The sequence below is a fragment of the Promicromonospora sp. MS192 genome (genome assembly GCF_049532985.1).
GTDB lineage: Bacteria > Actinomycetota > Actinomycetes > Actinomycetales > Cellulomonadaceae > Promicromonospora.
Window position 1 is genome coordinate 1,668,472 of sequence record NZ_CP186693.1, and the last position, 15,374, is coordinate 1,683,845.

Annotated in this window: 11 protein-coding genes; 8 read left to right on the top strand and 3 right to left on the bottom strand. The window is 72.9% G+C overall.

Annotated features, from left to right (window positions below; all coding sequences use genetic code 11):
- Positions 1 to 64 precede the first annotated feature (64 nt).
- From ACO229_RS07500 to ACO229_RS07510, 3 genes are all read left to right on the top strand, one after another.
- Positions 65 to 1,507: a family 43 glycosylhydrolase gene (locus tag ACO229_RS07500; RefSeq protein ID WP_423464389.1), complete on the top strand. Its 1,443-nt coding sequence runs from the start codon at positions 65 to 67 to the stop codon at positions 1,505 to 1,507.
- Positions 1,508 to 1,676: 169 nt separating this feature from the next.
- Complete coding sequence (locus ACO229_RS07505) at positions 1,677 to 2,795, top strand: ABC transporter ATP-binding protein (protein ID WP_423464390.1); 1,119 nt, start codon at positions 1,677 to 1,679, stop codon at positions 2,793 to 2,795.
- A gap of 54 nt (positions 2,796 to 2,849) precedes the next feature.
- Positions 2,850 to 3,212: a hypothetical protein gene (locus ACO229_RS07510; RefSeq protein WP_423464391.1), complete on the top strand. Its 363-nt coding sequence runs from the start codon at positions 2,850 to 2,852 to the stop codon at positions 3,210 to 3,212.
- A 61-nt stretch (positions 3,213 to 3,273) separates the two neighbouring features.
- Here the strand turns inward: ACO229_RS07510 and ACO229_RS07515 are convergent, their stop codons facing one another.
- A complete protein-coding gene (locus ACO229_RS07515) occupies positions 3,274 to 4,236 on the bottom strand; it encodes an alpha/beta hydrolase (RefSeq protein ID WP_423464392.1) in 963 nt (320 codons plus the stop codon).
- A 51-nt stretch (positions 4,237 to 4,287) separates the two neighbouring features.
- Positions 4,288 to 5,004, bottom strand: a complete 717-nt coding sequence (locus tag ACO229_RS07520; protein WP_397410274.1) for an alpha/beta fold hydrolase — start codon at positions 5,002 to 5,004, stop codon at positions 4,288 to 4,290.
- A 116-nt stretch (positions 5,005 to 5,120) separates the two neighbouring features.
- Here ACO229_RS07520 and ACO229_RS07525 point away from each other — a divergent pair, with 116 nt between their 5' ends.
- The 3 genes from ACO229_RS07525 to ACO229_RS07535 all read left to right on the top strand — a co-directional run bounded on the left by ACO229_RS07525 (position 5,121) and on the right by ACO229_RS07535 (position 11,644).
- Positions 5,121 to 7,358, top strand: coding sequence for an ATP-binding protein (locus tag ACO229_RS07525; protein WP_423464393.1), 2,238 nt, complete (start codon positions 5,121 to 5,123; stop codon positions 7,356 to 7,358).
- Positions 7,359 to 7,549: 191 nt separating this feature from the next.
- A complete protein-coding gene (locus tag ACO229_RS07530; protein WP_423464394.1) occupies positions 7,550 to 8,599 on the top strand; it encodes a LuxR C-terminal-related transcriptional regulator in 1,050 nt (349 codons plus the stop codon).
- Positions 8,600 to 8,755: 156 nt separating this feature from the next.
- Entirely contained in the window at positions 8,756 to 11,644 is a 2,889-nt protein-coding gene (locus tag ACO229_RS07535) for a M4 family metallopeptidase (RefSeq protein ID WP_423464395.1), read from the top strand.
- A gap of 222 nt (positions 11,645 to 11,866) precedes the next feature.
- Here ACO229_RS07535 and ACO229_RS07540 read toward each other — a convergent pair whose 3' ends face one another.
- Positions 11,867 to 12,469 carry a TetR family transcriptional regulator gene (locus ACO229_RS07540; protein ID WP_423464396.1) on the bottom strand — a complete coding sequence of 201 codons (603 nt, stop codon included), beginning with the start codon at positions 12,467 to 12,469 and terminating at the stop codon, positions 11,867 to 11,869.
- Between the two features lie 89 nt (positions 12,470 to 12,558).
- Here ACO229_RS07540 and ACO229_RS07545 point away from each other — a divergent pair, with 89 nt between their 5' ends.
- Entirely contained in the window at positions 12,559 to 14,043 is a 1,485-nt protein-coding gene (locus tag ACO229_RS07545) for an MFS transporter (protein ID WP_423464397.1), read from the top strand.
- 73 nt (positions 14,044 to 14,116) lie between these two features.
- Positions 14,117 to 15,298 carry an SLC13 family permease gene (locus ACO229_RS07550; protein WP_423464398.1) on the top strand — a complete coding sequence of 394 codons (1,182 nt, stop codon included), beginning with the start codon at positions 14,117 to 14,119 and terminating at the stop codon, positions 15,296 to 15,298.
- Positions 15,299 to 15,374 lie beyond the last annotated feature (76 nt).

Here is a 15,374-nt window from a genome sequence, read left to right on the forward strand (position 1 = left end):
CGGTGATGGACAGGGTTTTGCCGCGATGCAATACTCGGGCACCTCAACGGTGAGAGGACCCGCTATGTCCCGTTTTCGTCGGATGGCCCTCGCGGTCGCAGTGCTGATCGCCGCCACCCCGTTCACGAGCAGTGCCGCCGTGCCACCGGAGGACCCCGTACGAGCCGCAGCCGTGGTGAACACCTTCCGCAACCCCGTGAACCCGAGCGCCGACCCGTCGGTGATCTTCCACGAGGGCACCTACTACGCCGCCACGACGCGGGGCGATCGCGTCAGCATCTGGCGCTCGCCGAGCATCGCCACCCTGCTGGCAGCTCCGGAGGAGGTCGTCTGGCGCGACTCCGACCCGACCCGCAACACCCAGATGTGGGCGCCGGCGTTCCGGCATGTCGGTGACCGCTGGTACATCTACTACACGGCGTCGGACGGCGTGGACAGCAACCACCGGATGTACGTGCTGGAGTCGGCCGGGAACAGCCCCATGGGCCCGTACTCGTTCAAGGCCAAGATCGCCGACTTCGGCGAGTACGCGATCGACGGCGAGCCCATCACCCACAACGGTCAGGACTACTTCGTCTGGACCGGCCCGGGCCGCGGCCAGGGTGGGCCCGCGCAGCTCTACATCGCGCGGATGAGCAATCCCTGGACGACGACCGGCGGCAGGGTGGCGATCCCCGCGGACGGCGGCTGCACCGAGGTCCGGGAGGGCCCGACACCGCTCTACCGCAACGGTCGCACGTTCCTGACCTACTCCACCTGCGACACCGGCAAGCCGGACTACCAGCTGTGGATGAAGAGCATCGCGAACGGCGCCGACCCGATGGTGGCGGGCAACTGGGTGCAGCACGCCGGGCCGGTCTTCTCCCGGAACGACGCGACCGGCGTCTGGGGGCCCGGGCACCACTCGTTCTTCCGGTCTCCCGACGGCACGGAGGACTGGATCGCCTACCACGGCAAGAACACCAGCACCAACACCTACTCGTTCCGGACGACGCGGGTCCAGCGCTTCACCTGGAACGCGGACGGCACGCCGAACTTCGGCCGTCCCCTGGCTGCCGGCGCGACCCAGACCCTGCCGTCCGGTGACCCCGGCGCGGCCACCCGGGCGATCAACGACTTCGACACCGGCACCGGCCTGTGGCAGGTCCAGTACGCGGGCTCCTGGCAGTCCGGCTCGGGCTGCGGCGTGCAGTGCTTCTGGAGCGACGACCACTGGAGCGGCGCCACGAACGCCACCGCGACCATCAGGTTCAACGGCACCCAGGTCGCACTGCTGAGCGTCCGGGACAGCGGCAACGGTATCGCCGCGATATCGATCGACGGTGGCGCCGAGCAGCGCGTCGACCTCTACAGCGGCATCCGTGTCGGGGAGCAGCTGAACTACCTCAGCCCGGTGCTGCCGCCCGGGGAGCACACGCTGCGGGTCCGGGTGACCGGAGAGCGCAACCCTGCGTCGACGGCCTCGGTCGTCAGCATGGACCGGATCGAGGTCTACGGCGTCGGCTGAGCCGGGCGGTCGTCAGGGTGGGGACCGTAGCTGGATGAAAGACCTACCACCTGGTGTTGAGGCACTCTGCAAGGCCGAGTTTCGAGCTTGCACCCGCTCCCTCGCCGTGCTCGGTGAGGGCCACGACGGATCGTCCGGCACGTACCTGCCGGTGGAGGGATGTTTTCTCATGGCTACGGTCACTTTCGACCACGCGACGCGCGTCTACCCGGGCACCGAGACCCCTGCGGTCAACCAGTTCACCTTGGAGGTCTCAGACGGCGAGTTCCTGGTGCTGGTCGGGCCCTCGGGTAGCGGCAAGTCGACAGCCCTGCGCATGCTGGCGGGTCTGGAGGACGTCAACGGCGGGCACATCTTCATCGGTGACCGGGACGTCACCGACGTGCAGCCCAAGGACCGCGACATCGCGATGGTGTTCCAGAACTACGCGCTCTACCCCCACATGTCCGTGGCGGACAACATGGGCTTCGCCCTGAAGATCGCCGGCACCCCGAAGGCCGAGATCCGCCAGCGGGTCGAGGAGGCCGCCAAGATCCTGGACCTGACCGAGTACCTGGACCGCAAGCCCAAGGCCCTCTCCGGTGGTCAGCGTCAGCGTGTGGCCATGGGCCGCGCGATCGTGCGTCAGCCGCAGGTGTTCCTCATGGACGAGCCGCTGTCCAACCTGGACGCCAAGCTGCGCGTGCAGACCCGCACCCAGATCGCCTCGCTGCAGCGCCGCCTGGGCGTGACCACGGTCTACGTGACCCACGACCAGACCGAGGCCCTGACGATGGGTGACCGGATCGCGGTCCTCAACGGCGGCATCCTGCAGCAGGTCGGCACCCCGCGGGAGATGTACGACCGCCCGGCCAACGTGTTCGTGGCCGGGTTCATCGGCTCCCCGGCGATGAACATCGGCACGTTCGACGTCAAGGACGGCGGCGTCAAGGTCGGCTCCGCGAGCGTGCCGCTGGAGCGGTCCATCGCCGGCGCGATCCCGGACTCCGACGGCGGCAAGGTGACCCTGGGCTTCCGTCCCGAGTCGCTGGACGTGGTCCCGGCCGGGACCGCCGGGTCGTTCGAGGTCGAGGTCAACCTCGTGGAGGAGCTCGGCTCGGACGCGTTCGTGTACGGCTCGCTCAAGGGCGACGCCGCCGACGTGGACCTGTCCGCCGGTGACACCAACCAGGTCATCGTCCGTATCGACCCGCGTGGCGTGCCGGACAAGGGCGACGTCATCTCCGTGGCCATCCAGGCCGGCCACTCCCACGTGTTCTCCGCGACCTCGGGCGAACGCCTCGGCTGACCCCACCCCGCCCGCGGCGGAGCGGTGACATCGTCTGCGAAGGGACACGACCCGATGGATCAGCAACAGCACCAGGCGCTGGACGCACTCGTCGACCAGGTCCCCGAGGGATGGTCCCGGGTGCGGGTAGAAGGACAGGCCTGGGGCGTGACCCGCACGACGCGTGCGAACGGCAAGGTCGTCACGATCAGCGCCGAGCGCCTCAGCGACGCGCAGCAGCTCAGCGCGAACGTGTGGGTCACCACCCGAGGGGCCGTGCTCAAGCCGTGCGAGGTGCCGGCCGAGGCCGTTGTCGAGTTCCTGCAGTCCGCCGCACCCGAGCTCTCCGGTGATCGTGACGCCGCGCGTGCCGATGCGTCGGTCGCGCGGACCAGGCGTGGGTCGTCCGCAGCTGGAGGCGTGGCTCTCGTGCGCTGAGATGCTTGTCGCCGTGGGGAGGGCGCCGCTGGTGCGGCGCCCTCCCCACGCCGGTGCCCGGTCAGTCCTGCAGGGCGGACCGGAGCGTGGCCGACGCCTGCGCGACGGCGGCCTTCGCGGCGTGCGTGTCGTGCAGGGCGTTGAGCATGACGAAGTCGTGGATGACCCCGCCGTACCGGACGCTGGTCACGTCGACGCCGGCCCGGCGGAGCTTGGCCGCGTAGGCCTCGCCCTCGTCGCGCAGCACGTCGGCCTCCGCGGTGATGACCAGGGCAGGCGGCAGACCGGCGAGCTGCTCCTGGGTGGCCCGCAACGGGGAGACCGTGATCAGGTCCCGCTCCTGGGGGTCGGTCGTGTACTGGTCCCAGAACCAGCGCATGCCCTCCAGCGTGAGGAAGTAGCCGGTGGCGAACTCGCGGTAGGAGGCGGTGTCGAACGCGGCGTCGGTCACCGGGTAGAACAGCACCTGCTGCCGGAAGGTGACGTCGCCCCGCTCCTTGGCGAGCAGCGTGAGGGCGGCGGACATGTTGCCGCCCACGGAGTCGCCGGCCACGGCCAGGCGGCCGCCGTCCAGCCCCTGGTCGGCGCCCTCCTTGGTGACCCACTGCGCCACGGCGTAGGCCTGCTCGACGGCGACGGGATAGCGCACCTCGGGCGAGCGGTCGTACTCGGGGAAGACGACGGCGGCCTGCGCGCCGATCGCGAGGTCGCGCACCAGGCGGTCGTGCGTGTGGGCGTCGCCGAACACCCAGCCGGCGCCGTGCACGTAGAGCACCACGGGGAGCGGGCCCTGGACGCCGGCGGGCCGGACGATCCGGACCGGCACGGTGCCGGTGGGCCCGCCCTCGACGGTGACCCACACGTCGTCGACCTCGGGCTTGAAGATCTCGCTCGACTGCACGTCGTCGACGGCCTTGCGGCCCTCCTCGGGCGTGAGCTGGTACAGGTACGGCGGGTTGTCGGTGGCCTCGGCGAACGCCTGGGCGGCGGGTTCCAGGGACAGGCCGTGGGGATTGGCGGTCATGGGTTTCCTTCGGTGCGGGGGGTCTTGGAGTGCGGAGGGCCGGGGACGCCGTCAGGCGGTCTGCGCCGCGGCCCGCGCGATGAGGCCGGCGACCTCGGCGGGGTGGGTGAGCATCACGAGGTGCGGCGCGTCGAGCTCGACGCTCTCGCGGACCCCGGCGCGCTCGTAGCCGAAGCGCTCGACGTCGGGGTTGATCGTGTGGTCGGCGGCCGCGACGATCCCCCAGGACGGCTTGGTCCGCCAGGCGGCGACCGGCGCGGGCTCGCCGAACGCCACGGCCGACAGGGGGCGCTGCGACACGGCGAGCACCGTCGCGACGTCGTCCGGCACCCCGGCGGCGAAGACCGCCGGGAACGCGTCGACGGCCACGGACACGTCGGTGCCCGGCTCGGCGCCCTCGACCGGGTACGGCGTGTAGACCAGGTGGGCCGCGAGGTCGGAGTCGGGGAAGCCACCCTGCAGCTCGCCCAGGCTCTCGCCCTCGGCGAGCGCGTAGCCGGCCACGTAGACCAGCCCGACGACGTTCTCGGCCGCGCCGGCGACCGTGATCACGGCGCCGCCGTACGAGTGCCCCGCGAGCAGCACGGGCCCGTCGACCGACTCGACGACGGACCGCACGTACGCGGCGTCGCCGGTCAGCGAGCGGTTCAGCACGGGCGGGACGACGACCCGGAAGCCCTGGTCGAGCAGTGCGCGCGTGACCGGGGTCCAGCTTCCGGCGTCGGCGAAGGCGCCGTGCACGAGGACGATGGTGGGAGTGGATGACATGGGGGTTCCTTTCCGCGGGACGACCGCGGGAGCACGGCCGCCACGATGAGACACTTCGATCCAAGGCCGTCACCGGTGACTGCGTCCACGAAGGAAGCACGCAGGAATGGGGAGAGATGACCGACGCGCTGGGCCCGCTGCTCCGCCGGTTCCGGCACGAGGCCGACCTCACGCTGGAGCGCCTCGCGGAGCTCTCCGGGGTGAGCGACCGCACCATCAGCGACATCGAGCGCGGCGCCAGCCTGGGTCCGCAACGGCGCACCGTGGACCTCGTCGCCGACGGCCTCGGACTGGCGGACGCCGACCGCGCGGCGCTCCTGGCGGCCGCCCGGGCGGGCCGCCACCGGCCCCCGGCCGGCGTCGTCGCCCCGCTGCCGCTGCCTCGTGCCGTCGCCGACCTCGTCGGGCGGGACGCCGAGCTGTCCGCGATCGGCGCGCACGTCACGTCGGGCGCGGACGGTGCGCCGTCGCCGCTCGTGGTGCTCTCCGGCCCGGCGGTGCTCGGCAAGACGTCGCTCGCGGTGCGCGCCGCCGGCGACGTCGGCGACCGGTTCGACGCGGTGCGGTTCATCGACCTGGGTGGGTTCGGCGGGCGCCCCCTCGACCCGCACCTGGTGCTGCGCCGCCTGATCCAGGCGTGCGAGCCCGCCGTACGGTCCGTACCGACCGACCTGGACGACGCCGCCGCGCTCTGGCGCTCCCTCCTCGGCGACCGTCGCGTCCTGGTAATCCTCGACGACGCGGGCGGTGAGGAGCAGGTGCGGCCCGTCCTGCCCGCCGCCGGTCCCTCCGCGGTGATCGTCACGGCCCGCCGCCCGCTGGCCGGGCTGGACGCCACGCTGCGCGTGGAGCTCGACCGGCTCGCCCACGACGACGCCGTCGCCCTCCTGCGCCGGATCATCCCTGCGGCGCAGGGGCCCGAGGGTGACCTGCACCGCCTCGCGGACCTCTGCGACGGCTGCCCGCTGGCCCTGCGCATCGCCGGCAACCGCGTCGCGAGCCACCGCGCCTGGACCGCGGGCGGGCTCGCGGACCGGCTGGCCTCCGAGGACCATCGCCTCGACGGGTTCCGCGCGGGGGACCTCGAGCTGCGCAAGGCCTTCGCGATGTCCTACGACCAGCTCTCGGACGCCGCACGCACGCTGTTCCGGCGCCTCGGCGTGCTGACGGGACCCACGTTCACCGCTGAGCTCGGCGCCGTCCTGATCGGCTCCGGCCGGTACCCGGCCGTGGACCTGCTCGACGAGCTGGTGGACCTCGGTCTGCTGGAGGCCGCCAGCCACGACCGGTACCACCTGCACGACCTGCTGCGGATCTTCGCGCGCGACCGGCTCCGCCGGGACGAGGGTCCGCACGCGCCGACCGGGCACGCCGAGCGCCTGCGGCACTGGATCCTGGAGACCACGGTCGACGCCGGCCTCTGGTTCGAGCCCGCCCGCGGGCACGGCCCCGACCGGCCCGGGCTGGTCGACCTGTCCACCCGCGAGGCCGCGAGCGCCTGGCTGCACGACGAGGCGGACCACTGGTTCTCCGCGCTGCGCGCCGCGGCGGCCGACAAGGACGACGCCCTGGTGGTGCGGGTGGCCGAGTCCCTGCACTGGTTCTCCGACCTGTGGGTGCAGTGGGGCCAGTGGCACCAGGTCTACGGCCTGGCCGTCCAGGCGGCGGAACGCCTCGCCGACGCCGACCTGCTGGCCACGCAGCTCGGGTACCTGAGCTGGGCCGAGCTCTGCACGCGGGACGACGCGGCCCGTGGACTGGAGCACGCGCACCGCGCCCGGGACGTCGCGCGGCGCGCGGGCAACCGCGCCCAGGAGGGGTGGGCTCTGTACTACACGGGCTGGTGCGAGCTGCTGCTCGGCTCCCCTGGCGACGTCGTGCGCGACGCGCAGGAGGCGCGCCGCTGCTTCACCGACGCCGACGACGCGGCCGGCCTGCTCCAGACGCACCGCATGCTCGCCGAGGCCTACACGCAGCTCGGGCAGCGGGCCGACGCCATCGGCGCCGACCGCGCCGCCATCGACCTGCTGGAGCGGCGACCCGACCGGTTCCCCCGGGACATCGCGCTGACCACCCGGGTCGCCGCCGCGTCCGCGATCGTCAAGAACCTCGTCGAGCTCGGCGACGGTGCGGGCGCGCTCGCGACCGCGGACGCCGCCGCGTCCGCCGTCGACGAGCTCGACGTGCCCGCGCACCGCGCCATGTACCTGCGTGTGCGGGCGCTGGCGCTGGCGGCGACCGGGCGCAGGGCCGAGGCGGCCGCCGCGCTGCGCCGGGTCGTGGAGATCCGCGAGGCGCTGGGCGACCGCCGGCGCGCCGCCGCGGCCCGGGAGCAGCTCGCGGGACTCGGTTGACCCGCACCGCCACCCGGCACGCGTGCGGTGCCGCCGTCCGCCCGGGCCGACCGGCCCCGCCCTGCGGGTGAAACAGGGCGGCGTGCGCACCACGACGAGCTATCGTCTCCGGAAAGCTGGCGAGGGCGACCGCCCGTGGCCGAGGCGACGGCGGCTTGGCACGACCACGTGTGCCAAGGAGGCAGGCCGACATGATCTCTGACGACGTGCAGCGGTCCCTGGGCGTGGCCACGCCACCACCGGTCCGCGTGCTCCACCACCTCGCGGGGCGAGGCGAGGTCGACGAGGCGGAGATCGCCCGGGCACTGGGCCTGGGCATCGACGAGGTGCGCGGAGCGCTGGCCGCGCTCGAGCGGGACCGGCTCGTCGTCCGGGTGAGCGCGCCGGGGGATCCTGCGGGCGGGCGGTGGACGGCGTTCCCGCCGCGGTCGGTGCTCACCAGGCTGCTCGCCCAGCGGCGGCTGGAGCTCGCCGTCTGGGAGCTGCACGTCGACGAGATCGAACGGTCCTACCAGGTGTCGACGGGACAGGTGGCGGGCACGGGCCTGGTCGACGTCGTCGTGGGGGCGCAGCAGGTCAGCGCCCTGTACTGGCAGCTCATGGAGACCGCCACGCACGAGGTGCTGCACCTCGCCCGGCCGCCGTACCTCAAGGTCACGCCGGAGACCCAGGGGGAGCGGCCCGCCATGGACCCGGCGGTCACGATGCGCAGCGTGTACGAGAGTTCCACGTTCACCGACCCGGTGTCGCTGGAGACGGCGCTCGGCGGGCGGTCGACCGGGGCGGGGCTGCGTCTGCTGCCGCAGGTCCCGCTCAAGCTGGTCGTCGTGGACCGGCGGATCGCGCTGCTCCCCGCCGAGGGGGACGACGCCGGCGTCGCGTCGCTGGTGGTGCACTCGCCCGCGCTGGTGCGGGCCCTCCTGGAGCTCTTCGAACGGCTCTGGGAGGCGGCGGTGCCGCAGGCGCTGTGGGAGCTCCGCGGCGCCGGGGCGCCGTCGGACGAGGGCGACGAGCCCGTCCGGTACCGGTCCCCGGTCCCGCTGGAGGACCGTACGCGGTCCATCCTCGACCTGATGGCCGGCGGCCTGACCGACGAGGCGATCGCCCGGACCCTCGACATCAGCCGGCGCACCGTCCAGGCCGAGATCACCGCGCTCGCGGAGAAGCTGGGCGCGCGCACCAGGTTCCAGATCGGGCTGTTCGCCGCCGAGCGTGGCCTCCTGCCGCGCATGCACGCGTGACGCTCCGCTCTCTGCTCATCTGCGCAATTGCGCATCCTCCTCCTTGTCGGGCCCGAGGCCGCTCAGCACAGTTGTGCCCCAACAGGGCGCAACGAGGCGACCGGCTCTCTCCAGGACAGCACTCGACACGGGCCCGTCAGGGCCGGAGGAGGAACCATGCGCTTCCCAGGACACCGTCGTGGTGTCGTCTCGATCGCGCTGACGGCGCTGCTGCTCGGGGCCACGGCCCCTGCGCACGCGGCCTCGGCGGCCGCTCCCGCGGACGCCGAGGCGGCCGACCCGGCGCCCGGCACCGAGACGCCCCGGCTCGTGGACGGGCTCGACGAGCCGGTCGACGCCACCGTCACGCCCGACCAGGCGGCCAGGTCCCACCTGACCGACCACCGGTCGCGGTACGCGATCGCGAACGTCGGCGCCACGCTGGTGACCGCCGACGTCGAGCGGGACGGCGCCCGCGAGACCGTGCGGCTGGACCAGCGGTACAAGAAGCTTCCCGTGGTGGGCGGCCAGTACGTGGTCCGCATGGAGAAGCGGGGTGGCGAACGGACGGTCACGGGTACCTCGGGCTCGTACTTCACCGAGCTGGACGTCGACACGACGGCCGAGACGCTGCCTGCGGGAGTGGCCGTCGACCGGGCGGTCGACTCGGTCCGCAAGAGCCTGTCGGCAGGCACGGCGGTCGTCGCGGGCGGCGTGAAGCCGGGCACGGCGCCGTCGGCGGCACAGGCCGGCCTGACCGGTACGGACGAAGGCCTCGCCGTCGTGCCGGCCGGGACCGGCGTCCTGGCCCGTCACGTCGTGGTGAGTGGCGCGGCGCCGGTCACCGGCGAGCCCGTGCTCACCGACGTGTACGTGAGCGCCACCACGGGCGCGATGCTGCTGAGCTCCAGCCGCCTGCGCACGCTGGCCGCACCCGGACAGGCCGCCGGTGCGCGCCCGGCCGGAGCGGGGACGGGCGCCGCCACCGAACCGCCGCCGTCCGGCAACGGTGTGACCGACGTGGTCGGCACGGGCACGAAGGCCGACGGCACGGTCGTCGACGTCCCGCTGCAGCGGGAGGACGCGACCGGTACGTACCGGACGGTCGACCTGACGCACACGGTCGCGGACGGGCGGACGGTACCGGTCACCACGTGGGACGCCACGGAGCACGACTACTTCGACACGGCCGGTACGTGGCCCGAGGGCATCGCGCCGTTCGTCTCGCCCTCCAGCACGCTCGGCGCCGACCTGACCGACCTCGGCGCCGTCGACGCGCACTGGGCCGCGGCCCAGGTCTTCGAGTACTACAAGACCGTGCACGGACGCGACAGCATGGACGGCGCCGGCATGCCGATCGACTCCTTCGTAGGCATCACCTACGGCGGCAACCCGTTCGTGAACGCCTTCTGGGACGGCACCAAGATGGTCTACGGGACCGGTGACGCGGAGTACAAGTCGCTCGCCGCCGACCTCGACGTGGTGGGCCACGAGATGACGCACGGCGTCGTCGAGCACACCGCGGGCTTCCTCTACACCGGGCAGCAGGGCGCCCTGAACGAGGCGATCGCCGACTACTTCGGCAACGCGATCGACGTCGACGTGTCCGGCATCCCGATGAGCGACCCGGAGGCGAGCCTGCTGGGCGGCGACCTGTGCCGCACCACGGCCCCGGTCGACTGCGCGCTCCGCGACCTCGACGACGGCATGACGACGGCGGACTTCAACCACCTCATCGAGACCGACGCGCGCTTCGACTACGGCGGCGTGCACCTCAACTCGACCATCGTCTCCGGCGCGCTGTGGGACGTCCGCGAGGCGCTGGGCGGCGACCTGGCCGACAAGATCGTCTACCGGGCGCTGACCGAGTACCTCACGCCGCTGTCCGACTTCGTGGACGGCCGGGACGCCGTGATCGCGTCCGCGCGGTCGTTCGGGCTCGGAGGCAGGCAGCTCAAGGTGGTGGAGCGGGCGTTCGACTCCCGCGGGGTCACCGCGAAGTGGGAGGAGACCCTGCCCGGCAAGGGCACCACGCTGCTCCTCGACCGCGTCGACACCGGGCTCTACGTCGACATGCAACCGTCCACGGGCGGTGGCTGGTGGGCGGTGCCGCGGTCCAGCGCCGACGGTTCCGAGCCGCCGTCGATCTGGGTGGGCCGTACCGACGGCCGGGGAGAGCCGCGGCAGGTGTCCGGGAACGACGGGCGCACCAACGGGTTCGCCCACACCGACGGCAAGCGGGTGGTCTGGCTCTCCGTCGCCGCGGACTACTCGGACTACCGGATCATGTCCGCGCCGGTGACCGGCGGGTACAAGCAGGTGCTCTACCGCACCACGAACCCGGTCAACGGGCTCGGGACGGACGGCGGCGTCACGTCGTGGTCCGAGCTGAACCGTGAGACCTGGATGGACGAGGTCCGCTACCTGACGGGCAGCTCCGGTCAGGTCCGCACCGTGGAGCACGACTGGTTCGGCCCGGCGACCGCGCCCACGGTGAAGGACGGCCGGATCGCCTACGTCCGGTACGAGGTCTTCGAGCACGAGGACGGGAGCTGGGACTGGGCGCTCGGCACCGAGGTGTTCGACACGCGCACCGGCAGGACGGTCCTGGCCGGGCTCGACACGGGCGCCGAGAGCGTCAGCTATCCGGCGCTCACCACCCGCGGCGCGTACTGGGTGACGGACCTCGATCCCGGCTACACGGAGGCCGGCGCCTGGCACAACTCGGTGCGGGCGTACTCGTTCGCCACCGGCCGCAGCAAGGTGCTGTTCCACGAGACCTCGCCGCAGGCGAAGCGGGCCTGGCTGCTCACCGTGTCGGACACGACGCTCACCATCACCGAGGAGGCCCCGATGGAGGCGTGGATGAACGCCACCCTCCCCTCGGACCGGCTCATGCCGCGCCTGGTGCAGTACACGCCGGACGGGAAGTACGTCGGCGCTGCCTCCTGCAGCCCGGGGGCGCAGATGTTCGCGTCCGCGGGCGAGGGCCGGACCGTCGTCTTCAAGTCGACGGCGACCTCGGTCACGGGGCTGGCGGTCGCGTCGGGCGCCAAGCGCTGCTGATCCCGCGGGCTCGGCCTGCCGGGACGTCGGTCCCGGCAGGCCGAGCCGTTCTTCGGTGCGACCGTCACACCCGGGTGCCGGGCTGCGGCTTCATGCCGTCCCCGTGACCGGCGTCTCCGAGAGCTCGAGCGTCCAGGAGCTGGAGCCTGGCAGGTGCCTGCGGTGGAAAGGGCTGGGCGCCGGTGAGCCGGTTCGTCCGCGGGGTGGTGACGGCCCGGCGGATCAGCGGAGCGTCGCCGTCGCGACGTCGCCGAGCGCCGTGAAGTAGGCGTCGAGCAGGGGGCGCAGCCGGGAGCCGGGCGTGCGGGCCCACTCCTGCCAGGCGAGGTCGGCGGCGGCGACCGCTGCGGCGGCGAGCGCGCTGGCGGCGCGGTCGTCGCCGAGCCGCTCGCGCAGCACGTCCTCGACGGCCGTCTGATCGCTGCGCCGTTGGGAGGCCAGGTGCGCCGTGAGCGCGGGTACGTCGGTGATCATGCGGATGCGCGCCCGCAGCGCGTCTCCGCGCGCGTCGGCCATGTCGCTCATCGACTCGGCCGCCCTGCGGATGACGGCCCACACGCTCGAGCCGGGCTCGGCCACATCGACGGTCTCGGCGATGCGCTGCGCGAAGGAGCCGCGTGCGGCGGCCCCCCGCGCCGCGGAGACCACCGCGTCCTCCTTCGACGCGAAGTAGCGGAAGAACGTCGCGCGCGAGACGCCGATGCCCTGGGCGATCTCGGTGGCCGTGACCTTGTCGAAGCCGTGTTCCGCGCAGAAGGTGGCGGCGGCGTCCGCCAGCTCGGCGCGCAGGATCTCGCGGCTGCGATCGCGCACATCGTTGACCATGAACCGAAGTCTACAGGGTGATACTGTATCTGCCAGATGAGACATCGTCTCACCTTCGCGACACGATCAGAGAGACGGATGAACGACCGATGACCCAGACACCGACCAGGGACATCCCTCTTGCCCCCGACGGCGGCGGCGCGCACGCAGCGGGAGGTGCCGGCGCTCGTCGGCGCGGCTCGCAGGCGATCCTCGCCGTTCTCGCCTTCGCGGGTCTCGGGGCCTCGTTCATGCAGACGATCCTGATCCCGATCCAGGGTGAGCTGCCCGAGCTGCTGAACACCACCAGCGACAACACCGCATGGGCGATCACCGCGACCCTGGTGGCCGCCGCGGTCTGCACGCCCGTCGCGGGACGGCTCGGTGACATGTTCGGCAAGCGCCGGGTCGCCATGGCGCTCCTGCTGCTGCAGGCGCTCGGTGCGATCCTCGCCGGCCTCTCGAACGACGTGGTGACCCTGATCGTCGCGCGGGCGCTGCAGGGCATGGCGGCCGGCGTGATCCCGTTGGGCATCGCGATCCTGCGCGACGTGCTGCCGCCGCGGAAGCTCGGCGCGGGAATCGCTCTCGTCAGCGCGACGCTCGGCGTCGGCGGCGCGCTCGGCCTGCCGCTGAGCGCGGTCGTGGCCGAGCACCTGGACTGGCACGCCCTGTTCTGGGTCGCGGCCGCCATCGCCGTGCTCGCCTTCGTGGGCTACGCGGTCTTCGTGCCGTCCAGCACGCTGCGCACACCCGGGCGCGTCGACGTCGCCGGCATCGTCGGGCTGACGCTCGGGCTCGTCGGCGTGCTCGTCGCCGTCTCGCGCGGCGGCGAGTGGGGCTGGGGCGACGTTCGGACGCTGACCCTCCTGGCCGGGGGAGTGGTGGTGCTGGCGATCTGGGGCGTGATCGAGCTGCGCGTGCAGGATCCGCTCGTCGACCTGCGGGTCAGCGTGCGCGGACCGGTCCTGCTCACCAACCTCGCCTCGGTGGCGATGGGCTTCGCCCTGTTCGCGTCGAGCGTGGTGCTCCCGCAGCTGCTCGTGCTGCCGCGGGTGACCGGCATCGGGCTGGGGCTGACGCTCACCGTCGCGGCGCTCGTCCTCGCGCCCTCGGGGCTGGCGATGATGGCCATGTCTCCCGTCGCCGGCAAGGTCGAGCGGCGCTGGGGCGCCAAGGTGCTGCTCATCGTCGGCGCGGTGGTCCTCGCCCTGGCCTACGGGATCGCACTGGTCTTCCATGCCGAGGCGTGGCAGATCCTCGCCGTCAACGTCGTCCTCGGTGTGGGGGTCGGCCTCGGCTACGCGGCCATGCCGGCACTCATCATGCAGGCGGTGCCCGTGCACGAGACCGGGGCCGCGAACGGGCTCAACGCACTCATGCGCTCGCTCGGCACGAGTATCGCCGCGGCCGTCGCCGGCGCGGTCCTGGCCCTGTCCGCCACGACGGTCGACGGCGTCACGGGACCGAGCGAGGACGGCTTCCTGCTCACGCTGACGCTCGGGCTCGGCGCGGCGGTCGTCTGCGTGATCGTCGCAGCCTTCATTCCCCGGCCACGGGCGGACCAGCAGGACGGCGCGGCCGAGCCTGCGTGACCGGGCCGCATGGGCGGCGACATCCCGAGCCCGATCCGGGCCGGCATCATGCCGCGGTCCGTATGCTCAGCGCGTGAACGGCGCACGCAGCAGGCTCGGTCTGAGCACATGGATCGTCCTCGGGATGGCCGCCCTCGCGGCCGCGTGCGTGCTGAGCGGCCTGCTGCCCGCACAGGACGCCCGGGCCCTGGGCGCACGCACCGCACCCGTGCTCGGGTTCGCGGTCGCCATCACGATCGTCGCCGAGCTCGCACGGGACGCCTCGGTGTTCGAGGTGCTCGCGCAGCTCCTCGGCCGCTGGGGCCGGCGCCGGGTGGTCGTGCTGTGGGTGTGGGTCGTGCTGCTGGCCGTGGTCAGCACCGTGTTCCTGTCGCTGGACACCACCGCGGTCATCCTGACGCCGCTCGTCGTGCTGCTCGCACAGAGCATCCGGATCCCGCCCCTGCCGTTCGCGCTGGCGACCATCTGGCTGGCGAACACGGCCTCGCTGCTGCTGCCGGTGTCCAACCTGACCAACCTGCTCGCGGCACCCGCGATCGGCGACCACCCTTTCGCGTTCCTCGCGCTGAGCTGGGCGCCGGCGCTCGTCGGCGTCGTCGTGCCCGTCATGATCCTCACCCTCCGGTACCGGGGGGTCCTGTTCTCGACCTATCAGGTCCCCGCGCAGCGCGTGCCCTCCGACCCCGTGCTCTTCTGGGGCGCCGGGCTGGTCCTCCTGGTGCTGCTGCCCCTGCTCGCGGTCACGCCGCACGTGTGGGTCCCCGCGACCGCCGCCGTCGTCGTGCTCGTCGTCCTGTTCCTCGTACGACGTCGGAGCGCTCTGCGGCCCGCGCTCGTGCCGTGGCAGGCCCTCGGGCTCGCCGCGTCGCTGTTCGTCCTGGTCGAGACGGCGCACGCCCACGGCCTCACGGCCCTGCTGACGTCGGTGACCGGCGCGGGCCACGGCGCGGGCGAGCTGCTGCGCGTCGCGGGGCTCGGTGCACTGGCCGCCAACGGCATCAACAACCTGCCCGCCTACCTCGTGCTGGAACCGATCGCCGCGGGCGACCCTGTCGTGCTGATGGCTCTCCTGATCGGCGTGAACCTCGGCCCGCTGGTCACGCCCTGGGCGTCACTGGCGACGCTCCTGTGGCACCAGCGCGTCGTCGCGCTCGGCGTCACGTTCCCGTGGCGACGCTTCGCCGCCTGGGGCCTGGTCGCGGCCGTGCCCACGGTGAGCCTGGCCGTCCTGGCGCTGGCGATCGTGGGCGGATAGTCGCGGAGGCGCTCGCCGGCCACCGTCACGGTGGTGACCACCTCGGACAGGGGCGGTGCGGGGGTGTGGCACACCC